At 38.9% G+C, this 22,312-nt stretch carries 17 protein-coding genes; 9 read left to right on the top strand and 8 right to left on the bottom strand.

Going from position 1 to position 22,312, the window contains the following annotated elements:
- The first annotated feature begins 146 nt into the window (after positions 1–146).
- Positions 147–611, top strand: coding sequence for a hypothetical protein (locus BLR37_RS05300; RefSeq protein ID WP_039471518.1), 465 nt, complete (start codon positions 147–149; stop codon positions 609–611).
- 106 nt (positions 612–717) lie between these two features.
- On the opposite strand, the gene BLR37_RS05295 is transcribed toward BLR37_RS05300, so the two are convergent.
- Complete coding sequence (locus BLR37_RS05295; RefSeq protein WP_244154601.1) at positions 718–2,496, bottom strand: M61 family metallopeptidase; 1,779 nt, start codon at positions 2,494–2,496, stop codon at positions 718–720.
- Between the two features lie 419 nt (positions 2,497–2,915).
- Between BLR37_RS05295 and BLR37_RS05290 the strand changes: the two genes are divergently transcribed.
- From BLR37_RS05290 to htpG, 6 genes are all read left to right on the top strand, one after another.
- Entirely contained in the window at positions 2,916–4,013 is a 1,098-nt protein-coding gene (locus BLR37_RS05290) for an efflux RND transporter periplasmic adaptor subunit (protein ID WP_090765545.1), read from the top strand.
- 2 nt (positions 4,014–4,015) lie between these two features.
- Positions 4,016–7,126 (top strand): efflux RND transporter permease subunit, encoded by a 3,111-nt coding sequence (locus tag BLR37_RS05285; RefSeq protein ID WP_039471512.1) that lies wholly within the window; start codon positions 4,016–4,018, stop codon positions 7,124–7,126.
- Position 7,127: 1 nt separating this feature from the next.
- Positions 7,128–8,438 carry a TolC family protein gene (locus tag BLR37_RS05280; RefSeq protein ID WP_090765542.1) on the top strand — a complete coding sequence of 437 codons (1,311 nt, stop codon included), beginning with the start codon at positions 7,128–7,130 and terminating at the stop codon, positions 8,436–8,438.
- 250 nt (positions 8,439–8,688) lie between these two features.
- A complete protein-coding gene (locus BLR37_RS05275) occupies positions 8,689–9,552 on the top strand; it encodes an N-acetylglucosamine kinase (protein ID WP_039471509.1) in 864 nt (287 codons plus the stop codon).
- A 109-nt stretch (positions 9,553–9,661) separates the two neighbouring features.
- Positions 9,662–10,054, top strand: a complete 393-nt coding sequence (locus tag BLR37_RS05270) for a response regulator (RefSeq protein WP_039471507.1) — start codon at positions 9,662–9,664, stop codon at positions 10,052–10,054.
- Positions 10,055–10,206: 152 nt separating this feature from the next.
- Positions 10,207–12,093: a molecular chaperone HtpG gene (gene htpG, locus BLR37_RS05265; protein ID WP_208599603.1), complete on the top strand. Its 1,887-nt coding sequence runs from the start codon at positions 10,207–10,209 to the stop codon at positions 12,091–12,093.
- Positions 12,094–12,269: 176 nt separating this feature from the next.
- Here htpG and BLR37_RS05260 read toward each other — a convergent pair whose 3' ends face one another.
- A complete protein-coding gene (locus BLR37_RS05260; RefSeq protein WP_052265911.1) occupies positions 12,270–12,746 on the bottom strand; it encodes a type I restriction enzyme HsdR N-terminal domain-containing protein in 477 nt (158 codons plus the stop codon).
- Positions 12,747–12,765: 19 nt separating this feature from the next.
- Positions 12,766–13,140: a hypothetical protein gene (locus tag BLR37_RS05255; RefSeq protein WP_090765539.1), complete on the bottom strand. Its 375-nt coding sequence runs from the start codon at positions 13,138–13,140 to the stop codon at positions 12,766–12,768.
- Positions 13,141–13,531: 391 nt separating this feature from the next.
- Here BLR37_RS05255 and BLR37_RS05250 point away from each other — a divergent pair, with 391 nt between their 5' ends.
- Complete coding sequence (locus BLR37_RS05250) at positions 13,532–14,275, top strand: LytR/AlgR family response regulator transcription factor (protein WP_090765534.1); 744 nt, start codon at positions 13,532–13,534, stop codon at positions 14,273–14,275.
- A 204-nt stretch (positions 14,276–14,479) separates the two neighbouring features.
- On the opposite strand, the gene BLR37_RS25265 is transcribed toward BLR37_RS05250, so the two are convergent.
- Both BLR37_RS25265 and BLR37_RS25260 read right to left on the bottom strand, forming a co-directional pair.
- The gene (locus BLR37_RS25265; protein ID WP_156131379.1) at positions 14,480–14,635 is read right to left on the bottom strand and encodes a hypothetical protein; all 156 of its coding nucleotides are present in this window, start codon (positions 14,633–14,635) and stop codon (positions 14,480–14,482) included.
- Between the two features lie 243 nt (positions 14,636–14,878).
- Positions 14,879–15,034 carry a hypothetical protein gene (locus BLR37_RS25260; protein WP_156131378.1) on the bottom strand — a complete coding sequence of 52 codons (156 nt, stop codon included), beginning with the start codon at positions 15,032–15,034 and terminating at the stop codon, positions 14,879–14,881.
- A gap of 146 nt (positions 15,035–15,180) precedes the next feature.
- On the opposite strand from BLR37_RS25260, the gene BLR37_RS05240 reads away from it, so the two are divergent.
- Positions 15,181–16,296 carry a sensor histidine kinase gene (locus tag BLR37_RS05240; protein ID WP_090765528.1) on the top strand — a complete coding sequence of 372 codons (1,116 nt, stop codon included), beginning with the start codon at positions 15,181–15,183 and terminating at the stop codon, positions 16,294–16,296.
- Here the strand turns inward: BLR37_RS05240 and BLR37_RS05235 are convergent.
- The 3 genes from BLR37_RS05235 to BLR37_RS05225 all read right to left on the bottom strand — a co-directional run bounded on the left by BLR37_RS05235 (position 16,293) and on the right by BLR37_RS05225 (position 22,278).
- The gene (locus BLR37_RS05235; RefSeq protein ID WP_090765525.1) at positions 16,293–19,094 is read right to left on the bottom strand and encodes a lantibiotic dehydratase; all 2,802 of its coding nucleotides are present in this window, start codon (positions 19,092–19,094) and stop codon (positions 16,293–16,295) included. The two genes, BLR37_RS05240 and BLR37_RS05235, sit on opposite strands and share 4 nt — an antisense overlap.
- 110 nt (positions 19,095–19,204) lie before the next feature.
- The gene (locus tag BLR37_RS05230; RefSeq protein ID WP_090766514.1) at positions 19,205–21,205 is read right to left on the bottom strand and encodes an OmpA family protein; all 2,001 of its coding nucleotides are present in this window, start codon (positions 21,203–21,205) and stop codon (positions 19,205–19,207) included.
- Between the two features lie 71 nt (positions 21,206–21,276).
- Positions 21,277–22,278, bottom strand: a complete 1,002-nt coding sequence (locus BLR37_RS05225) for a PorP/SprF family type IX secretion system membrane protein (RefSeq protein WP_090765522.1) — start codon at positions 22,276–22,278, stop codon at positions 21,277–21,279.
- Positions 22,279–22,312: the final 34 nt, after the last annotated feature.

Genomic DNA, 22,312 nt, shown 5'->3' with positions numbered 1-22,312 from the left:
TCTGATCAAAAATTTAAAACTAAACTTAGCAATTACAAAATTACTATGCAAGCATTGTTTTTTAATCGTTCATGATTTTGACCTTAAAAACAGAAACGGCATCAAAGTTGTTAGGCAGATAATTATTTTACAAAAACATATCAATTATGAAAAAGTTATTTACAATTTTAGGATGCATTGCATTATTTGCCCTGAGTACAACAAACGTTAAAGCTCAAAACTATAAAACCGGATTAGGTTTAGGTATTGATTTTGGCGATGGTGCAACATTGGTAGGTCCATCGATCAGACACCACTTCAGCTCAAAAGCTGCTATTCAAGGCGATGTGTTATTTGGTGGTAATTCTACCATCATCCAGGGATTTTTACAGTACAACTCTTCAATTCCAGGAGCAAAAGGTTTAGATTGGTATCTTGGTGGTGGTCCATCTATTCAATTGTATGATGGTGGTTCTAACTTCTATTTGGTACCAATGGTTGGTTTAGACTATAAATTTTCAGGAGCTCCTTTGGCACTTGCCTTAGACTGGAGACCAAGACTTTACATCGGATCTAACGACAGCGATTTTAATGCCGGCAGATTTGGTTTAGGTTTTAGATATACTTTCTAAGCTAAGCGCAGCGCACATGGCGCTATGCATAAAAAAATCCCGTAAGAAATTAATCTTACGGGATTTTTTTATGCACAACTGAGCACTGCCAACTGAAAACGGTTAACTATACTCCAGTCCATTTTTTCAATACTGCTTTTTGAGCTGCTGTTGCATTTTCGTTCACAGTTGCTTTTAAGCGAACATTCGGATTTTCTTTCAGGGTTAAAGAAATTTCTTTTTCCAGTCCATCACGTTTAACTTTAAGTTTAAGCACATCGCCAATGTTCTTTTTGGCAACCAACGGAATTGCATCTAAAGAAATCATAGGGCTTTTTAACCTCACGGTTGATAATGCATCGCTCAATGAGGTATCATCCAAGCTCAATACTATATCGTTCACATTTAATCCACTGGTCCAGGCTGCAGAATTTCTTACTGTAGCAGTAATTGCCAAACCATCGTTGGTTAACTGTCCGGAAGCACCGGTAACCGGTTTACCTGGGGTAGCATTTTCGGTCGAAACATCAACACCAGCATAACCGAAATATTTCACATATTCTACATCATCAACACCATTAACATATTTTGCCCAGAAATTGGTAAAGCTAATGCCCGATATTTTTTCGACCATAGCTTTAAATTCTGCATCGGTATAACCGCGTTTTAAAGTTTTGCATTGCAGGTACATCGCTTTCATCACATCATCTAAGCTTTTAGCACCTTTTGTGGCATTAATAATTTCCAGATCCATCAAAATACCGATCACCTCACCTTTATTGTAGTAAGAAATCGAATTGTTTTTTGAGTTTTCATTAGGTCGGTAGCCAATAATCCAGGCATCGTAACTGGAAGAAGCTGCCGACTGGTACTTAGCACCCGGTGTGTTTAGAACTGTACCTACACCACCTGCCAAATCTTTTAAAAATTCGTTTACATCGGTAAAACCTGCACGGTGCAAATATTTGTTTTCGTAATAAGAAGTAAAACCTTCAGCAACCCAAAGGTTGGTGGTGTAATTTTCGTTATCGTAATCGAATGGGCCTAAAGCAATCGGGCGCAAACGCTTCACATTCCAAAGGTGGTGATACTCATGCGCAACCAAACCTAAAAAGCCTTTGTAACCCTCAGCTGTGTTGTAAGCATTTCTGCTTGCACCTAAAGTGGTAGAGTTTAAATGCTCTAAACCACCGCCACCTTTTAAAAAGTTGTGAACAATAAACAAGTAGTATTTATTTGGATTTTCGCCATAAACTGCAGTTTCTTTCTCTACAATTTTAGCCATATCCACTTTCAGTTTTTCTTTGTCGTAGTTACCTCCGCCATACATGGCTACTTCATGTCGCACACCTGCAGCAGTAAACTCAAAGGTATCCTGGTTACCTACTTCAATCGGGCTATCGTACAAGATATCGAAATCGGTAGCTTTATAGGTAAACTGCTCGCCCGCAACCGGGGTTAAACCGGTAGAAACTTTAGACCAAGTATTAAATGGAATAATTTTAACTGTACTTGGCGATTTAATCATGCCATCCGGATGCATAAAAATTGCCGTAGGCGATAAAAATGCATGCGACTCATCGATAAATGCTGTACGAACAGAAATTTCAAATGCATAAACACGGTAGTTAACCTGAATATCTTTGGCTTTTGCCGAAAAGATCCGCCAGGTATTTTTTCTTACTTTTTCTACCTTAACGGCTTTGCCAGCTGCAGTAGCTTTAAATTCTTCAACGCTTTTTTCAAATTCGCGAACCAGGTAAGAACCAGGGGTCCAAACCGGCATTTTTACATCTACATAATCTTTTGCCAGGCCAGAAATATTCATCTGCACCTCAGCATAATGCGCTTGCGGCTCTTTAAAAGAAACCTCAAAGCCTATTTTTACCTGCGCCTTCGCTGCCATAATACACGTTAGTAGTAAAACTAAACTTAAAATTGATTTTTTATTAAACATATTCACTTGCTTTGCTGCAAATTTAGATTTATTGACGGGTTTTCGGTATGAAATAGCTAAATGTGATGTAAAATAGTTGTTTCTGTCCTATTGGGTCATGGTTGATGGCTAATGATCTTTTGGCCAGTTAAACTATAAAACTCAATCGCCATTCTTGCCTCAAACTGATTTGTAGCCTTAAAATATGCGTTACACCTTGTTCACGATTAGCTTAACTCTCAACTGAAAACTGCCAACGCTAAACTGTAGAGCTGTAACATCCTTAATACAACAAATTTAGGACTAAACTATTTGGATATTTTTGCGCTCTAATGTTGGAACATTAATGTTATTTTAATGTTTTGAACACGCACGACACAAATTTTAACATGAAGAAAAGGTATATATTTTATGCTGTTTTAGCACTGGGCCTGGCCTATCTGGTATATTACAGAATTAACGCAAACAAAAAACTAGAGGGAAAAGGTGGTGCATCTGCTGGTGCAGGGAAAGGTAAATCAGGTGGAAAAGATGGCAAACAGGCACCGCTTGTGGTTGATGGTATTGTGGTTAAACCAGTATCGTTTGATAATGATCTGGAAGTAACCGGTGCTATCGAAGCCAATGAATCGGTAGTGCTCAAAAGTGAAGTTTCGGGCCTGGTTACCGGCATTTATTTCCAGGAAGGCACCACAGTATCTAAAGGCAGTATATTGGTAAAAGTAAACGACAGAGATATACAGGCGCAATTGCAGGATGCACTAACCAAGCAAAAACTTTCTGCAACTAACGAAAACCGGGCAAAACAACTACTGGCTAAGGGAGCTATCAGTCAGGAAGAATACGATACTGCCCTTGCAGATTTAAAATCATTGCAGGCACAGGCACAACTAATCAGGGCACAGCTGGCCAAAACTACTATCCGGGCACCTTTTACAGGCCGTGTGGGTTTGCGTAGTATCTCTGCCGGCACCTATTTAACCCCTGCCACCGTAATTGCCAATCTGGTAAGCACCAATCCGGTTAAGATTACTTTTTCAGTTCCGGAGAAATATGCCGGTCAGGTTAAAATCAATTCTGAAATTATTTTTACGACTGATGGCTCTGCTAAACAAAACAAAGGAAAAGTGTATGCGATAGAACCCGGCATCAATGCCACTACACGTACTTTACAAATCAGGGCTTTAGCCCCCAATGCAGATAATGCGCTGTTACCAGGATCTTTTGCTAAAATTAAACTGGCATTAACTACGCTTCAAAATGCAATCCTGATCCCTAACGAAGCCGTTATTCCGGTTTTAAAGGGTAAGATTGTTTATATCCAAAAGGATGGTAAAGCACAGGAAGTTAAAGTAGAAGCTGGCACCCGTACCGATGAAAATATTGTGATTACCTCAGGACTTAAAGCAGGCGATACGGTTTTAACTACCGGATCGATGGCTTTAAAGAAAGATGCACCGGTTAAAGTTCATTTGGTTAAAGAATAATTATGAGTATCTCCACCACGAGTATAAAAAGGCCGGTTCTGGCCATTGTAATGAACTTGCTGATTGTTCTATTTGGGATAATTGGCTACACCTTTCTGGGTGTGCGCGAGTACCCTTCTATCGATCCGACGGTGGTTTCGGTAAGAACCTCTTATCCAGGGGCCAATTCGGATATTATTGAATCGCAGATTACCGAACCGCTTGAAAAATCGATCAATTCCATTGATGGGATCAGGAATATTTCTTCATCCAGTAACCAGGGCGCAAGTAACATCACCATTGAATTTAACCTCGATAAAAATATTGAAGAGGCAGCTAACGATGTCCGCGATAAAGTTTCGCAGGCAGCCAGAAACCTGCCTAAAGATATTGACGGATTACCGGTTGTAAGTAAGGCTGATGCCAACTCCGACCCGATTTTATCGATGACGATCCAGAGCGATAAACGCAACACGCTCGAATTAAGCGATTTTGCTGAAAACGTAATTGCCGATCGTATTCAAACCATTCCGGGGGTAAGTAGTGTTCAAATTCAGGGTCAGCGCAAATATGCCATGCGCATTTGGATGGATCCGAATAAACTGAGCGCTTATGGACTAACCTCGCAGGATATAGTTACCGCTTTAGATAACGAAAACGTAGAGCTGCCATCGGGTAAAATTACCGGCGCAACTACCGAACTTACGGTTAAAACCCTCGGTAAACTAACCAACGAAAGCCAGTTTAATAACCTGATCTTAAAATCAGACAGCAACCAGGTGATTAAATTAAAAGATGTAGGTTATGCCGTTTTGGGACCTGAAAATGAGGAAACCGTTTTACGCGAATCAGGCAGACCGATGGTTGCGGTTGCCATTATTCCACAACCGGGAGCGAACTACCTCGATATCAGTAAAGAGTTTTATAAACGTTTCGATAAATTGCAGGCCGATATTCCGCAGGATATCAAGTTAAAAGTAGCCTTAGATAATACGCTCTTTATTAAACGTTCTGTTACTGAAGTAGCTGAAACCATCGGCTTATCGCTGGTACTGGTAATTTTAATTATTTACCTGTTTTTTAGGGATTGGGCTATTGCTTTCAGGCCGTTGATCGATATTCCGGTATCGCTCATTTTCACTTTCTTTATCATGTATGCCTTTGGCTTCTCAATCAACGTGTTGAGTTTACTGGCTATTGTACTGGCAACTGGTTTGGTGGTGGATGATGGTATCGTAGTTACCGAAAATATATTTAAAAAGGTAGAAGAAGGCATGTCGCCATTTGAGGCCGCGATAAAAGGATCAAACGAAATCTTTTTTGCTGTAATTTCGATTTCGATCACCCTTGCCGCGGTGTTTTTACCCGTAATTTTCTTGCAGGGTTTTGTGGGCCGTTTATTCCGCGAATTTGGTGTGGTAATTGGTGCTGCCGTATTGGTATCGGCCTTTGTTTCGCTTACGCTAACCCCAATGCTGAATGCCTACCTGATGAAAAAAGGTGGACATAAACCATCACGTTTCTACAATTGGACCGAACCTTACTTCGTAAAATTAAACGATGCCTACGAAGCGAACCTGAATAAATTTTTAGATAGAAGATGGCTTTCGGTACCAATTATCCTGGTTTGTATAGGCCTTATTTTCCTTTTCTGGAAGATATTGCCAAAAGAAACTGCTCCTTATGATGACCGTAGTGCGATTAATATCAATGTATCTACACCAGAGGGTGCCTCATTTGCCTATACCGATAAGTTCATCATGAAACTGAACCAACTGGTAATTGATTCCGTTCCCGAAAAGAATGTGAACATTACCATCAGCTCGCCAAGTTTTGGTGGTTCGGGTGCGGTAAACTCTGGTTTTGTGAGGATGGGGTTAACCGATCCGGAGTCAAGGGAACGTTCGCAGAAGGACATTGCAGACATGCTTACGCGTGTAACTAAAAAATATACCGAAGGTAAAACCATTGTGAGCCAGCAACCTACCATTTCCGTTGGTCGCCGTGGTGGATTGCCCATCAGTTACATTATTCAGGCACAAAATTTTGAAAAGCTGCGCGAAAAAATTCCATTGTTTATGGATGCCGTAGCCAAAGACCCTACATTTACCGTTTCGGATGTGAATCTGAAATTTAACAAACCCGAAATTAACCTGACCATTGACCGGGATAAAGCCAAAAATTTAGGCGTTTCTATTTCAGCAATTGCGCAAACCCTTAATTTAGGATTAAGCGGACAAAGGTTCTCTTACTTTTTCATGAACGGGAAACAATATCAGGTAATTGGCCAGTTTGACCGTGGCGACAGGAAAGATCCGCTGGATTTAAGTTCGGTTTACGTACGTAACGATAAAGGCGAACTGGTTCAGCTCGATAACCTGGTAACTGCTAAAGAAGAAAGCAGTCCGCCGCAATTGTACCGCAACAACCGGTTTATTGCGGCTACCGTTTCTGCAGGTTTAGCTCCAGGCAAAAGTATTGGCGAAGGTATTGATGCCATGGATGCCATTTCGAAAAAAGTATTAGACGAGACTTTCTCTACTGATTTGAGTGGCGAATCGCGCGATTTTAAAGAAAGTTCATCTAATACCGTCTTCGCTTTTGGCCTGGCTCTTCTATTGGTTTATTTAATCCTTTCGGCACAGTTTGAGAGTTTTAAAGATCCGATTATTATCATTTTAACCGTACCTATGGCAGTTGCGGGCGCCTTTTTATCACTCTGGTTATGTGGTCAAAGCTGGAATATTTTTAGCCAGATTGGTACCATTATGCTTATTGGCTTGGTAACTAAAAACGGTATCTTAATTGTAGAATTTGCCAATCAGCTCAAAGAAAAAGGCATAGCTATTCCCGAGGCCATCAGAGAAGCTGCTGTTTCGCGTTTACGCCCCATTTTAATGACGAGCTTAGCCATCGCCATTGGTGCCTTACCTATTGCACTGGCATTGGGTGCTGCGGCAAAAAGCCGTATGAGTATGGGAACCGTAATTGTGGGTGGCACCACGTTCTCGTTGGTATTAACCCTGTTTGTAATCCCGGCCATTTACTCTTACTGGGCCAAACCTTACAAGCCGAATAAAGAATTAAAAGAAGCCCATCGTTTTGAACAGGAAGCTTTACATATAGAAGAATAAGATGAGCAAGAAATTAAGAATATTTATCCTGCTGATAAGCTTATCGCTTTCGGGTTTTGCGCAAGAAAAGCTTAGCCTGCAAGAAGCCATTACCATTGCTTTACAGAATAATTACGATATAAAAATCAGCAAAAACCAGGTTGATATTGCAAAAAACAATGCCAATATTGGTAATGCAGGTATGCTACCCAACCTAACCGGAAGTTATACCAACGGCGGAAGTATCCAGAATACCCGCCAAACACCTGCAACCGGACCAGACAGGGTAATTACCGGTGCTAAAAGTACCAATAGCAGCTATGGTGCCGATTTAAACTGGACCATTTTTGATGGTTTTACCATGTTTGCCAATTACGATCGACTGAAAGAATTGCAAAAACAAGGAGAGTTAAATGCCCGCTTAACCATTTTAACTACCGTTGCCGATGTAATTAATGCGTATTACGATATTGTAAGACAACAGCAGTTGGTTATTGCAGCCGATAGTGCTATGGATGTTTCCGTATTGCGCGCCAATATTGCCAAAACAAAACTACAGCTCGGCCGCGGTTCTAAACTGGATGTGTTAAGTGCACAGGTAGACTATAATACCGATACTTCCAGCTATTTGCAGGCAAAAAATACGCTACAGGTAGCCAAAGTGCGTTTAAACCAGCTAATGGTGAGGGATGCTGGTACTTCGTTTTCGGTGGATAATAAAATTGATGTAGATAAAGCCATTTCATTTAGTAAAATGGCCGAAATGGCCCAACAGCAAAATCCGAATGTGCAAAATGCGTTTATTAACCAGCGCATTGCCGCTTTAAACCTAAAATCAATCCGCGGAGCGCGCTATCCATCTGTAAGCTTAAATTCAGGCTACAGCAGGGCAAACAGTACCAGCCCAACGGGTTTTAACCAAAAGTTTGCGGCAAACGGGTTTACCTATGGTGTAACAGCCAGCATTAATCTGTTTAATGGCTTTTTACAACGCCAGCAGGAACGCAATGCCAAAATAGAGATCGATAATTCGGCCATTACCTTAAACAAAACCAAACTGGATGTAAATTCACAACTGCTTAGTGCATACGAAAATTACAGCACCTACCTGGATCTGATTAAGCTGGAACAGCGTAATGTAGATATTGCCAAAGAAAATCTGGATATTACCTTAGCCAAATACCGCTTAGGCAGCATTGCCCCATTAGAACTACGGGAAGCACAGCGTAATGCCATTGATGCTCAAAACCGTTTCATCGAGATGCAGTACCAGGCCAAAATAGCCGAAACCACTTTAAAAACAATTAGCGGAAGTATTGATTTGATTAATTAGCCCTTTAAGCTCGTATAAAGTAGTCTGAGCAGGTGGATGTTGAAACTTAAACTATCGGTTTGTTTCTACACGGGCTCTTTTTAAATTAAAAACGGCAATTATTTCTGATTAATGTTTAAAATACCTAAACAATTGATTAAAAACCTTTAACAAAATACGTCTCAGTTAAAATACTGCCAATAAGCGTTAAAATGAGGTAACGAAATTATTGCAAGTTTAAAATTCTGTAATTTATCTTTATATTTAATCCATGATACTTGTTGCAGATAGTGGCTCTTCAAAAACCGATTGGATGGGCTATCACAATGGCGAAACGCTTAAGTTTAGTACGCCGGGAATAAACCCTTATTTTTTAAATGAGCAGGAAATTTCCAAGTTAATTGCTAAAAATGAATCCCTAATCCAATATGCAGATGAGGTTAAAGAAATTTACTTTTTTGGCGCGGGTTGCTCTTCTCCTGATAAGCATGAAGTGGTTTCGAACGGGTTATCAACTGTTTTCACCAAAGCCTTTATTTCAGTAGATCACGATCTTTTAGGTTCGGTATACGCTACATGTGGAAATGCTGAAGGTTTAAACTGCATTTTAGGTACGGGTTCTAATATTTGTTATTTCGACGGGAAGAAAATACATGATGGTCACCATGGCCTGGGTTATGTTTTGGGCGATGAGGGTTCTGGTACTTTCTTCGGAAAAAAAGTACTGTTAAGCTACCTGTACAATAAAATGCCTTCAAACTTAGCTGCCGAATTTAAAAAAGCCTTTCCGGCAGAAAAAGAGCAGATCATTACCAATGTATACCAAAAACCATTTCCAAATATTTATTTGGCAGGTTTTAGCCGTTTTATGGCCAGCCATAAAGACCACCCTTTTATTCAGGAAATATTAAGAAAAGGATTTCAGGAATTTGTAGACACCAACGTTAAAGATTACCCGAAACATAAAAATGTGCCTTGTCATTTTGTAGGTTCTATTGCTTATTATTATCAGGATGCACTTATTTCGGTATTGCTTGAAAACGGCATCGAACCCGGCAAGATTCTGCAAAAACCTATAGATGAATTATTTAACTTCATCTTACATAAAGAAGGCATTGTACAACAGGCCAGCTAAATCTAAATCTACTTAATGCTATCATAAATTGTTAAAATATGTTTAAGATTGTAAACATAACGACACAAACTTTTGTTATACGTTTAAAAGCATATAATTGCTAACACATATGAAGAGAATACTGGTAGTAGATGATGATATTGAGGTTTTAGAAACCATACAATTGATACTGGAAATTGGCGGCTTTAAAGTTTCAGCACTAAACGATGGAGAAGAAATTTTTAACCGTATAGCACAATTTAACCCGGATTTAATTTTACTTGATATTTCGCTGGGCCACATCGATGGACGTATTTTGTGCGAACAGTTAAAATCTATAGAAAGCACTTCAAAAATTCCGATTTTACTGATTTCGGGCTTATATGATCCGAAAGATTTTACAACCCTGAACTATGGTCAGGATGATTTCTTATCCAAACCTTTTCAGATGGATGTACTCCTGAAGAAAATTTCAAAAATTCTTTCCCTGGAAGAAGACCAGCCAAGTTTTCTTTTAAATTAGAAACATCATACACGATTTTAAAGCCAAAAGACATACCGTTTTTTGGCTTTTCTCTTTTCGCCCCTTCCTTAACCAATCTGTCATTTTGGCAAACAAAACCCTTTGGAACAACCCTTGTTATGCAGGATATAGATTAAACAATTTACTTACATATGAGCATACAGGAAAAAGGAAATATCTCCATCCATACCGAGAATATTTTCCCTATAATTAAGAAGTTTTTATACTCTGATAACGAAATTTTTCTTCGTGAGTTAGTTTCTAACGCAGTAGATGCAGTTCAAAAGATTAAAAGACTAGGTTCACTGGGCCAGTTTAACGGCGAAGTTGGTGAGCCATTGGTACAGGTTGCAGTTGATAAAGCAGCAAAAACCATTACCATTAGCGATAATGGTTTAGGTATGACTGCCGAAGAAATTAAAAAATACATTAACCAGGTTGCATTTTCGGGGGCAAGTGAGTTTGTAGAGAAATTTAAAGATGCCAAAGATGCTAACGAAATCATTGGTAAATTCGGTTTAGGTTTCTATTCGGCCTTTATGGTAGCTGATTTGGTAGAAATACAGACCCTATCTTATCAGGATGGTGCAGAACCTGCTCGTTGGGTTTGCGATGGCAGTACCGAATTCGAGATCACCGAAGGCACCAAAACCACCCGTGGTACCGATATTATTCTTCACGTAAATAAAGATTCGGAAGAGTTTTTAGAAGAATCGAAACTTCAGGAAATCCTGGATAAATACGCTAAATTTTTACCTGTTCCAATTAAATTCGGCACCAAAACACAATCTGTTGGTGATGGTGTTGATGAAGAAGGTAAAGCAAAATACAACGACGTAACTGTTGATAACATCATCAACACCACGAACCCAATCTGGACAAAAGCTCCTGCAGATTTGTCAGACGAAGATTACCTGAGTTTTTACCGCGAATTGTATCCGTTTTCAGAGGAACCTTTGTTCTGGATCCACTTAAATGTTGATTATCCGTTTAACTTAACCGGCGTATTGTATTTCCCTAAGTTGAAAAACGACTTCGAAATGCAACGCAACAAAATCAAATTATACTCACGCCAGGTATTTATTACCGATGAGGTAAAAGATATTGTGCCTGAATTCCTGATGTTGTTGCACGGTGTAATCGATTCGCCTGATATTCCGTTAAACGTATCGCGTAGTTTCTTACAAGCTGATAGCAACGTTAAAAAGATTAACAACTACATTACCAAAAAGGTAGCTGATAAACTGGCCGAACTGTTTGCTAAAGACCGTAAAGCATACGAAGAAAAATGGAAAGACATTGGTCTTTTTGTTAAGTATGGTATGATTAGCGAAGAGAAATTTTACGACAAGGCTAAAGATTTCGCTTTGGTTGGCAACACCAAAAATGAACTTTATACTTTACCCGAATACAAGGAGAAGGTATCGCCTTTACAAACCGACAAAAATGGCAGCGTGGTTTATTTATACACCAACGATGCAGCTAAACAGGATGCCTTTATCCAATCGGCTAACAAAAAGGAATACGATGTTCTGGTACTCGATTCGCCGATCGACAACCATTTCATCAATCAATTAGAGCAAAAACTGGAAAAAACTTCGATTAAACGCGTTGATTCAAGTGTTGCTGATAAATTAATTGAGAAAGATGAGCAGAACGAACATGTTTTAACCGAAGATCAGGTTAAGGAAGTAACTGGCATTTTTGAAAAGGCCATTACCAAACCAGGCATGCACGTAGAAATTGTGGCTTTACATCCTGAAGAACTACCTGTTACCATTACCATGGATGAATTTATGCGCCGTATGAAAGATATGGCTGCCATGGGAGGCGGAATGGGCTTTTACGGCCAAATGCCTGACAACTACAAGGTAGCCATTAACGGTAACCACAAGCTGATTAGCAAAATCCTTAAATCGGATGAGGCAGAGCAAAGTACCTTAGCTAAACAAGCGGTAGATTTAGCGCTATTGGCACAAGGTATGTTAACAGGAGCAGAATTAACCGCTTTTGTGAGCAGAAGCGTAGCGTTAATTTAAGCAGCCTTAAAGCTGATTTATATAAAGGGGAGCACCAATTGGGTTGCTCCCCTTTTTTGTGGATTAATCAGCAAATCAGGGCAAAAAAAAATCCTGATTTACATCAGGACTTTAGGTAAGAATTTTCGGGAACTCTTAGATTAAAATTAATATTGTATTGGCTACTTTAAAGCGGCTTATTTCTGATTTACGTTAAAGTAATCTTTATGATCTTCGATCATTTTTGCAATGGTAGCAGCTTTTGTATCTGTAATTTTAAATTCAAAAGCAGGCTCCTGGTTTTTCTTAGATCTAACCATTTTCTCTGTATAAAAGCGGTATACTAAGCCGTTGGTTAATAAACCGTATTTAGCTTTAGTTTTACGGAAATATTTAGATAAGCGTGAATCGTGAATATCTAAATTATCGTTATGGTGTTTACACTCCACTAAAATAGTTGGTTCGCCATCTTTCATAATGGTATAATCAACCTTTTTGCTTTTCTTAACACCAAAATCTAAAACGGCTTCAGATTGAACCTCAGAAGGATCAAATCCTAAGATTTGAATAAAAGGCATTACTAAGGCATTCCGCGTTAAATCTTCAGATTGAACTTGTGGAAGCATTTTCTTAATTCTTACGGCAAATTGCCCGATTTCGTCTTTTAATTCCATGGTTATATCTTATTGGTAATTAATTTTTTAAATTATATTGACTGAATACCGAATTAGCAGTGATGATAATCTGATCTAAACTTTGTTTATCGAAAAAATTCCTGTTCAACATATCAACCATATAAGTAAGCTTAGTAATATCACCGGCACGCATGGTGAACTGAAAACTCTTCATTCCATCTTTGATGGCTTGTTGTACATAGTTACGCACAACCAGGAAAGATTTTCTGAAAGCATATTCGCTATCCAGCTTGCCCTCTACCATATTTTTCATATCAAGATTGCTGTATTCGTTCTGCATTCTCTGATAAATATCTGCGTTCATTCCTTGTTTTTTAAGGATGCCGTTGTAGTAGATTTTATTAAGTAAATACTCGTATTCGTTGTGTTTCATTTTGGAGGAAGATAGATGTAGGGGAATATTTTCTTGTTTCTCGGTATTATTTAAATCTTTTTATTGTTTTCAATTCTTTTAATTTCTAACCCAGCATTGTATGGCCTGTTTTTAATTAGCTTATCTACAGGCTACACAAGATTGGGTAGGCAGATGTTTTTCATCGGGAGCTTTTTAACACTTCCAATTATTTGTTTTTGGCAAACAGTTTAAAGATTAGAAAAAGAAGTTGGGCTGGTAAGTTTTTTACATGAACCCCTGAGAATTTTACACGAAACCCCCGGTTTTTTCTGATAAACCAGGGTAGAAGTTTTTTTAAGCGCAATTGCTAAATGAATGCATTTTTATTTAACTTGCAACAAATCATAAGAACAAACATATTTTAATAATCATGAATCTAAAATGCGTTGTTATTGACGACGAGCAGCATGCAATTGAGGTACTCACTGATCACATTGCCGAAATGCCTGGTTTAACTGTTTTTAAGACTTTTACCAGTCCGGTACAGGCACTCACTGAAATTAGTATTGACGATGAGATTGATTTATTGTTTATGGATATCGACATGCCAGGTATAAATGGCCTGGAGCTGGCTAAAAACATCAGAGAGAAAGCTAAATATCTGATATTTACCACCGCACATCCCGACTATGCCCTGCAAGCATTTGATGTACAATCAGATCAATACTTACTTAAACCTATTTCATTCGCAAAATTTGCACTAGGCATTGACCGGATTTTAAAGAAAGAGGCTAACGCTGCAAAAGCTACTCCCAGAGAAGCCGAGCAAGTTGCTGCCCTTTACATTAAAGGCGATCACAAGTATGCGTTTTCAAACATTGCGATCGATGAAATCCTTTATATCAAAGCTTTACAAAACTATATTCAGATTATTACCAAATCTGAAACCCATACTACATACCTTACTTTAAAGGAGATTGAAAAAGCGCTCGAAACTCACGCATTTATCAGGGTAAATAAATCAAATATTGTTGCCAAAAGCGCCATAAAAAAAGTAGATGGCAATATTATCCGTTTGGTAAACAATGAAATGATACAGATTGGTGAAGGTTATAAAGATGCTTTCTTTGCGTACGTTCAAAGCAGCTTATTAAAATCAAACCGAAATCAGTAATTAAAGGATTACGTCGATCCAGCTGGTCATTACTATTGTGTGACTTTGATCGCCGGTTGGAGTAGTCTGAAAATTACTTTGCGCTCTAACGTTTTTATAAACGAAAACAGTTTTTTTGGAAAGTTTAGCCGATGTATTTATTTGTTGAGCTTTCATGGTATGACACTAAAATATAGAAGATTATTTAAAAAATTAAATTGTTGATTAGATTATATCAATCCAGCTGGTCATTACAACAGTGTGACTTTGATCTCCGGTTGGCGTGGTTTCAAAAAGGCTGTTTTTAGTTTTGATGTTTTTATAAACAAAAACAGTTTTTTTAGCAAGTTTAGCTGATGTATTAGTATGTTGAGCTTTCATGATATTATTATTTGAAATAGATTATAGAAAAAATTAAATAGGTATTAGATTACATCAATCCAGCTGGTCATTACAACAGTGTGACTTTGATCTCCGGTTGGCGTGGTTTCAAAAAGGCTGTTTTTAGTTTTGATGTTTTTATAAACAAAAACAGTTTTTTAGCAAGTTTAGCTGAGGTATTAGTATGTTGAGCTTTCATGATATTATTATTTGAAATAGATTATAGAAAAAATTAATTAGGTATTAGATTACATCGATCCAGCTGGTCATTACAACAGTGTGACTTTGATCTCCGGTTGGAGTGGTTTCAAAAAGACTGTTTTTAGCTTTGATATTTTTATAAACAAAAACAGTTTTTTTAGCAAGTTTAGCTGATGTGTTAGTGTGTTGAGCTTTCATGATATTATATATTTTAATTTTGTATTTATCGTTGTGATTAATTTTCTGTAAAGATGCGGCTGAAAACAAACTGCTGCCATTTTTTTACACAAAACCCTAATTTTAGTAGACAAAAACCCACATTTTAATAGATTTAAAGCGAAAAAATGACGTTATCAATCATCAAATCATTATATAAAAAGTATAAACTTCACCTGTTTATCTGGATTATTTACATCGTTTACGAGATAACTACTTTAGGTTTTACAGCTAAACAGTTTAGACCTGCCGGAACATACCTCCTCATATACACCACCAACATTACGGCGTTTTATACCCATGCATTTTTGTTAAAAAAAGTATTGAATAGCCAAAACCAATTGTTTAGGTTCTTTAAAATTTTATTACTTATTGTGGTGATGGGTGCAGCTTATATCGCATTAAGCTTTTTGCTGTTATTGGCATTTCAAAAGATCGGCATTGTAAAATTCGACATGTCAAATTTTGATAGCCGTAACTTTATCCTTTCCTGCTTATACCGTTCTATTTACTATATTGGTTTTGCCACAGGTTATGTTTACCTGGTTAAATCATTTCAGGATCAAAAGAAAGTAGAAGCCCTCGAAAGACAGAACCTGGTTACCCAAATTGAAAAACAGGCATTGGAAAACGACCTGATACAATCGCAGAACAATTACCTGCGGAGCCAGATTAATCCGCACTTTTTATTTAATACCCTAAATTTCATCTATAACGATGCCCGTAAAAAGGCCCCTATGGCAGCCGATGCCATTATGAACCTTGCCGAAATGATGCGCTACGCCCTTAAACGGCCTGAAGCATCGGAGGTAGTGCCTTTAAGTGAAGAGATTGAGCAGATTGAACACCTGATTAACCTGCATAAACTCCGTACAGCCAACAACATTAACCTCGAACTTGATGTAACCGGCGATTTATTTGGACTGAGATTTCCACCCCTTATTTTGTTAACTTTGGTAGAGAACATTTTTAAACATGGAAATGTTTCGCACTCTACCCAGCCTGCCCAGATTAAAATTGCTTACCAGAACAACAACCTGAATATCACCACCATTAACATGATTAATGATAATAAGGGCAAACAAACGGAAAGCCACCATGTGGGGATAGAGAATATTGCTAAACGCCTGAGCAATTTTTATGGCGAAGACTATGTATTCAGGTATTATCAGGATCCGTTAAACCGGTATATTACAGAAATTGATGTAAATATTGTTAATCCAATGGCCAGGTTAAACCGCTAGCGGGCCATTGCATTTTGACGCTGAATTTCTTTTAAAAGAAAATAATACATTACCATTTCATGTGTGCGCTGATCTTTATTAAACAGCCTGTTAACATGCATGTGCATTAAATCGCTAAACAGCTTTCCTTGCATTGGAGGATCGCACTGCTTCAGAATATGAATTAACGATGCCGATAATGCGTTGAATTTTTGTTGCTGATTTTCATTTAACCCACCAAACGGGGCTTTTTTGAATTCCTGATACTGGTTGTTCAGCTGTTTAAAGTCAGCAGCCTCTAAATGATGTTCGCGGTTAAATGCATCGGAAATTCCGCCAACCAATTTAAACAGACTTGTCCTGTCTATTATTTTTGAAGTTCCCAGAGTTGATACCAAAGCAGCACACAACTTATATTTATCGAAATGATCGGGTTGAGTTTCAAAAAGTGATAGCACAAAATCGCTATCCACTGCGAAATGCTTTTCTACATCCTCCATTTTATCACTTCCGTAACGTTCCAGTTCGCGTTTATAGGTTTTAATCTGCACATCAGATACCAGGCCACTGTTTAAAAGTCCGGCCAGATCTGTCATCAGGTCTGAAATGAGTTGCTGTGCTTTAAGTTCATCATTTAATTGCAACCTGAAACGGATGTGATTTCCATTTTCGTTATACCGGATAAAAAACCAGTTTTTGATATCAGCTTCATGCTTTTCCAGGTAAGGCGCAATAATTTCGGCCAAAACCTGATCTGACCGTTGCTGGTGTGTATAAATTTCGAAATACAACCATTCTTTACCCGGCGGGAAAAAACGGGTTACTGCTGCAGACTTGCTCCTGCTTGTAATTCCGGCATAGCGCTGCTGGTTATGTGTAAGACTTAAAATAAACTGGGCAATATAAGGTTGCGATTTTTCATCAACCACTGTACTTTGCTGAGGGAAAGTAATCTCTTCTACATAAATACTGCTTTGTTTTTGCATGTACTGCAAAAAAGCGGTTAAGTCTTCATCGCTATCGAGTTCGAAACATAATGTCTGATCGGAAACACCTGTCCTAAAGTAAGGGCTCACCCCAACTGTTTTAAGATATTCCCGGCAGTTGGTAACAGGCAAAAACTTTTTGTCAGGCCCCAACAGTTTTTCCTTTTGGATTTTCCACTTGTTGTTGCTTAAAACAATATTCTGGAATTGCAGGCGCGGATAGTAATCCAGATCAGGGAATATGCTATCGAGCGGTAGGGAAAGGTTGCTCTGTAAACCCTGATACTGCAGATCGCACAGCAACCTGAATACAGAAAGATCTGATCGGGAATAGTTATAAGCCGAGGCTAAGCGTGGCACCAGGCGCTTATTTAGCTGTTTAGAACGTAAAATTATTTCATTCCCCCGCACAGCAAGCTGAATATCGTTTAAGGTTAACGGAGCAACTGAGGTATCGAAATTCAGGATAGCTAACTGGTGATCATAAATCAGTTTCCGGCGGTTTACATTATCAACATTGGTTTCGACCATATAGGCCACATCAAAAAACAAAACATCGGGGTTAGCCTCCTGTTCTATTCGGGCAATGCTTCTGGTATAATCTTCAACAGCTGCGCTGGCCATGGTAAACCGTCCTGTTAGGGCATTCGAAGTTGCACCACCAATCTGTTCGGCAAAAATAAGATCGTCCTGAACAGACATAATCATACTTAGCGAATTGGGCAAAAGCAAAGGCTTTTCGTTAGGTGTAAATGAAAGTTTATTCAAAAAAACAGTTTTACCTTTTTCAAAGCCCTGCGGAGAGAGGTTTGTACCCAACAAGGTTTTAATCTGTTCGCCTTCGGTTGCTTTTTTTGAGGGTTTGTTATTTAGCCTGGCGATAAAATCGTCGTTTTGCCCCGCCTGTTCAAGCTCATCATAACCTACGCCCATTTCAGGATCTAAAGCTACCAATAGCGGAATTTCCTGATCTTCGAATTTCTTTTTAAAACGTGTGGTAAACTGCCCAAGGGCGCCTTGCTCTTTAGCAGGTAAAATATCCTGCATTAATCTGGCTAATGCCGGAATGGACTGAAGTAAACGTTCTTCCAGATTTCCAGACTGGACCTCGCGTTGTGCCAGAAGGTATTTTGGCAGATTTGCAGTATCAGTAAGGCCAATGCGCTCAAAATAATCGGCACCAATTATGTTCGGATCGTAATTGGTAAACAGGAGCTGCAGATCGTGCATATCCTGCAATAAACCAAATAGTCCATCAAGTTCTGTGTCTTTCAGTTCGAGGGTTTTAACCAGATCGTTAACGCGGATTGGGGCTAAACAAGCATCTAAAATCTGTTTTACAGTATTATCGTAGTCAAGTTCTGCCAGTTCGAACACTCCATCGGCACAAGCAATATATCGAATGCTATCTGGCGTTAAATAATAACTGCTATTGCTAAAAAGCATGCAGTTTTTTTTGAATAGTTCGGTAAGTTGAAACCGGATGTTATTTTTATGTGGCCAATCTACCAGCTTACGTAGCTGTAATGCTTCCTGAATAACTATAGCGCTACCCACTGGCTTAATGGCATTATTTAAGATGCTAAAACTGGCAAAGGTACCATAAGGGGTTGCCCGGAACTTAGATCTGTTAAAGTATTTCCAGATGGTGAACTGGATCTTCGGTGGAAGACCTGCCAATTCGTTTGCCTTTACCTCTTTTATGGTTTCGTAAAAGGCAGCAGAAGAAATGGAAATGGCTTCTTTTAATTCTTCCCAACAATCAGCAAGTTCTGCCTGATATGAAAATTTAGGTGTTCTAAAAATTACTGTTGGTTGGATTTGAAGTTTCATTGTTTTTAAATGGCAGGCGGAAAATTACAAAGATTAATTTAAAAGGGTGGCTATAAAAACAAAAAAGCCATCTCCTAAAAAGAAGATGGCTCACCGGGATGCTAATTTTATTATTTTTTGGTTACTTTAAATTCTGTTCTTCTGTTTTTCGCCCTGCCTTCGGGGTTATCTTTTTTCTTGCGTTTTACCACTATTTCGTTTGGAGCAATCGGCATCGATTCGCCATAACCTTTAGAAGTCATCCGTGATGCGGCAATACCTTTACTCTCCAGATAATCAACACATGACTTGGCCCTTCTGTTTGATAGATCGAGATTATACTCGTCGGTTCCGATATTATCGGTGTGCGAGCCCAATTCGATTTCCATTTCCGGATTGTCTTCCATAATCGGGATTAAGAAATCGAGTACTTTTTTAGAAGGCTCGGTAAGCTCTGCACTGTTAAACTCGTAATACACATTATCCAAAGCCATTGGTATACCCAGTTTGAAAGGGCTTAAGCAATAATCTTTATAAATTAAGGTATCGGCTTTAGCCAGTTCTTCGTAAGGGTAATTACGGGTAATGGCGAAGTAATTGTCTTTGGCAAAAAGTAATTTAATTGGTCTTTTCGAATCTACTTTAAACCTGTAAACCCCATCTGTACCTGTAGTATATTTTTGCGGGCCTTCTGCATTGGTTAAGGTTACTGCTGCATCTGCCAAAGGTGCTTTGGTTTTACAATCGGTTAAAATGCCCGAAATAGAAAGGTATTCTTTTTTAACCTCGAAAAGCTCTAAACAGCACGATGATTCGCGATCGGAGCTGATATAACCTCTCGTTCCACTGTCATCAATTGCAGTGAAATAAAGATCGTCTTTTGATGAGTTGAAAGGATAGCCTAAATTTTTTGGTGTTGACCAGGTAATCAAATCGCCTTCCGACTCGAAAAAGTCGAGGCCACCGAAACCAATTCTGCCATCGGTACTAAACAAAAGTTTTTTGGTTAAACTGTTGTAATAAGGCGCGCGCTCATCATCTGCGGTATTAATTGCCGGACCAAAGTTTACGGCCTGGCCTAAAGACCCATCTTCGCGGATGGCACAGTACCATAAATCGAATTTACCATAACCTCCACTCCTATCCGATGAGAATAGCAGGAACTTACCATCGCTGGTTACAAAAGGTTGAGCTGAATTAAAATCTTTACTGTTTACCTGCAAACCAACAGGTTGTGGATCTGACCACTTATCGCCTGTTTTTTTCGAACTGTAAATGCCATATTTTTCTTTGTCCTTCCAGGCAGTAAAATAAGCTACAGTTCCGTTAGGCGAAAAAGCCGGCGCAGCGATTTCTACATTTTTAGGGAAATTGATATCCACCATTTTAACGGCAATATCGCTACCGTTCAATTCTCCTTTAGCAGTATAAATGTTATTGATGAAAGGGTTACTTTTGGTCGAAACCTGAACATCACCTGCATCGGTTTTAACTAAATCGCGTTTACTAGCTACTGCAATAGGGCGCGAAGAAGTAAAATAAAACTCATTGTTCAGTTTAACAGGTGCATAGTTAGAACCCAAACCGTTTAAATTAGCGGGTAACTTTTTTACCTGTACCATACGGGGAAAACGCATTTCTTCAATGGCAAAATTGCATGATTCAATTTCTTTCTGTGCTTCTTTGGCCAGTGCATCGCCAGGATTTCTCTGAATATACTGTTGAAAGGCATCGATAGCGAGATTGAACTTTTTGTTAGCACGTAAACTTTCTGCGTAGTAAAAAAGGGCCTTCCTATATTTGGTATTGGAAAAAGTAATGGCTACGGCATAGTACTTTTCTGCCTCATTATATTCACGGTATAAACGGCTCGATTCGGCCAGGTTATAAACCGATCCTTCGTAGTCTTCTATCGCTCTATTATCGGAAGTAGAATTTCTTTCTTTACCATAGGGTAAAATTGCGTATGTAGTATCTCCCGTAATTTTTAAGGCTCTTTTATAAAATGTAGAGGCCGCATAGTAATCCTTATTTTCAAAATAGGTATCGGCAACTTTTTTATAATTTACCACAAACTGTGCGTTTGCATAACTGCCAAATGCCACTAGCAAAAAGAGTAATATTTTTTTCATCTTTCTAAATTTGGTTTCAACGGTGATGAAGCTATCATGGTTCGAAAACCATGATGATTTCATCAGAATAATTATAAGCGTGGACAAAAGAAGTTTGGACCGATGATTCCGTTGCGGCCGATTAGCGAAATGGATAATTCTAAACCGCCGTTGCTATTTGATGCACGGTTAAAAGTAGAGGTATTGACATCGTAACTCAAGCCAAAAACCATGTTTTTTAACTGTAAGCCAACAAAAGCAATTGCAGCATCTTTGGCGCGGTAGTTACCGCCAAACAAAACATTTGCCGATGGATTAACATTTAACTGTGCATAAGCACCTAACGAAACCTCATTTGTATTTCCCTGATACATTACCAAAGCATTTGGTACAATATCCAACAATTGCGAAGCACGGATTCTGGCACCACCATGTGCAATAACACGAACAGGGATTCTTGAATTACTACCCGAAAAGCGATCCATTGGGCGGGTTAAATGTGCAGCACTGGCGCCCAGGAAAACGTTTACACTTTTATTTGGATTACCATCAAAAAACATCACACCAGCATTAACATCAGGCACTAAAGAAGATTGTGACGATAATGTTTCGCCACTCATCATACCACCATCGTAGCCCGAAATTGGGTTAAACTGGTTACCAAACCTGGCTTGCGAGAAATCGAAACTGCGGTTAATGATTCCAGCCTGTAAGCCGAAACTGATCATCTGCAAACCTTCGGCACCAAAGCGTAAACGGTACGATCCGGAAACGAGCGCAGTGAGGTAGTTAAAATCGAGCTCCCCTGCCCTTTGGTTCATTACTGTTGCACCAAAAGCAAAGTTCTTTTTAGGCGCTATATCAAACGAGGCACCTCCGGTTAAGAAAGAACTGTTTAACGCACTCCACTGTTGCTTAAAATTTACCGAACCGCGGTAATCGCCATCAATTACCCCAGTTAAGGCTGGGTTCAGCCATAACGGGTAAGCATAATATTGTGAAAAATGCGGATCGGTTTGTGCAAAGGATTTTGCTGTACACAGCAGTAATCCGAACATTGCAACATATATTTTTAAAGCCGATAATATTTTCATGGTCTATGATTTTATCTGTTTATTATTAATCCTC

Source organism: Pedobacter soli (assembly GCF_900101435.1).
Lineage (GTDB): Bacteria > Bacteroidota > Bacteroidia > Sphingobacteriales > Sphingobacteriaceae > Pedobacter > Pedobacter soli.
This window is presented reverse-complemented; position numbering and strand designations above follow the sequence as displayed.

Excerpts from the sequence above, each read along its gene's own strand:
- BLR37_RS05300 (WP_039471518.1), top strand. The coding sequence starts at position 147 with ATGAAAAAGTTATTTACAATTTTAGGATGCATTGCATTATTTGCCCTG.
- BLR37_RS05295 (WP_244154601.1), bottom strand. The coding sequence starts at position 2,496 with ATGGCAGCGAAGGCGCAGGTAAAAATAGGCTTTGAGGTTTCTTTTAAA.
- BLR37_RS05290 (WP_090765545.1), top strand. The coding sequence starts at position 2,916 with ATGAAGAAAAGGTATATATTTTATGCTGTTTTAGCACTGGGCCTGGCC.
- BLR37_RS05285 (WP_039471512.1), top strand. The coding sequence starts at position 4,016 with ATGAGTATCTCCACCACGAGTATAAAAAGGCCGGTTCTGGCCATTGTA.
- BLR37_RS05280 (WP_090765542.1), top strand. The coding sequence starts at position 7,128 with ATGAGCAAGAAATTAAGAATATTTATCCTGCTGATAAGCTTATCGCTT.
- BLR37_RS05275 (WP_039471509.1), top strand. The coding sequence starts at position 8,689 with ATGATACTTGTTGCAGATAGTGGCTCTTCAAAAACCGATTGGATGGGC.
- BLR37_RS05270 (WP_039471507.1), top strand. The coding sequence starts at position 9,662 with ATGAAGAGAATACTGGTAGTAGATGATGATATTGAGGTTTTAGAAACC.
- htpG (WP_208599603.1), top strand. The coding sequence starts at position 10,207 with ATGAGCATACAGGAAAAAGGAAATATCTCCATCCATACCGAGAATATT.
- BLR37_RS05260 (WP_052265911.1), bottom strand. The coding sequence starts at position 12,746 with ATGGAATTAAAAGACGAAATCGGGCAATTTGCCGTAAGAATTAAGAAA.
- BLR37_RS05255 (WP_090765539.1), bottom strand. The coding sequence starts at position 13,140 with ATGAAACACAACGAATACGAGTATTTACTTAATAAAATCTACTACAAC.
- BLR37_RS05250 (WP_090765534.1), top strand. The coding sequence starts at position 13,532 with ATGAATCTAAAATGCGTTGTTATTGACGACGAGCAGCATGCAATTGAG.
- BLR37_RS25265 (WP_156131379.1), bottom strand. The coding sequence starts at position 14,635 with ATGAAAGCTCAACATACTAATACATCAGCTAAACTTGCTAAAAAAACT.
- BLR37_RS25260 (WP_156131378.1), bottom strand. The coding sequence starts at position 15,034 with ATGAAAGCTCAACACACTAACACATCAGCTAAACTTGCTAAAAAAACT.
- BLR37_RS05240 (WP_090765528.1), top strand. The coding sequence starts at position 15,181 with ATGACGTTATCAATCATCAAATCATTATATAAAAAGTATAAACTTCAC.
- BLR37_RS05235 (WP_090765525.1), bottom strand. The coding sequence starts at position 19,094 with ATGAAACTTCAAATCCAACCAACAGTAATTTTTAGAACACCTAAATTT.
- BLR37_RS05230 (WP_090766514.1), bottom strand. The coding sequence starts at position 21,205 with ATGAAAAAAATATTACTCTTTTTGCTAGTGGCATTTGGCAGTTATGCA.
- BLR37_RS05225 (WP_090765522.1), bottom strand. The coding sequence starts at position 22,278 with ATGAAAATATTATCGGCTTTAAAAATATATGTTGCAATGTTCGGATTA.